Below are 809 nucleotides of genomic sequence, written 5' to 3' on the forward strand. Positions count from 1 at the left end.
CGTTCATCCTGGAAGATGTTGCCGTAACCGCCCGCATAGCTCGGGATATCGGAGTGGTTGTCATACTGAGTGAAGTGCAGTTTGAACATCGTGCCTTTCGCGCGGCCATCCTGCAGGGTATAGATAGCATCGAGGCTGTAGGAAGACTCTTTCAGGCGATAGTTGGGATCGTAGTATGCATCCGGCGTGGCCATATCGGCAGGTTTTGCGTCCCAGGCGTAAGCGTAAGAGGCACCCACGGCCCAGCCCGGCAGATTCCAGTTTTTCAGGTCATACATTGCGCCGAAGAAGACCGCTTTCTCACCGTCGGCGTTGAAGTCAGAGCGGTTATCCCACCAGATATCAAGACGACCGTTGGAGGAGGCGTAGGTCGGGGTCATACGCTGCAGGAAGTAGCCCTGCTGCCCTTCCGCCTTCACCCATGTGCCTTCCAGACGTAAATCAACCTGACCGACCTTGTAGCCGAAGGTTAACGCCTGCAGCCACGCGGTGCCGTCATAAATGTCGTTGACGCCACCGTTGCTGACCTTGTCGCGCGTACCGTAGAACTGGTAGCTGGTGCTCAGCGGGCTACCCGCGACATCGAATTTATAGCTGGCCTTGGCAAAATACTGATCGACATAGCCTTGTGCCTGACCGAATGCCGCTTCAAGCACCAGATCGTTTTTGAAGTCGTACTTCGCGCCCAGCGAGTGCAGGTAATCGACTTTGGTTTTTTTATCGTTCTGGTAGAACTTGTGCGTATTCCGCTCTGATCGATCATGTTTTCGCGTGGAACGTCGATCAGCGATTCGCAGCTGATCGATCAT

Annotated in this window: 1 pseudogene; it reads right to left on the reverse strand. The window is 54.5% G+C overall.

From position 1 onward, the window contains the following. Positions 1-809 (reverse strand): annotated as a pseudogene (gene chiP / locus DEO48_RS26400) (chitoporin); the annotation flags it as partial.

This window comes from Enterobacter sp. CGMCC 5087, assembly GCF_003144775.1.
Lineage (GTDB): Bacteria > Pseudomonadota > Gammaproteobacteria > Enterobacterales > Enterobacteriaceae > Enterobacter > Enterobacter cloacae_M.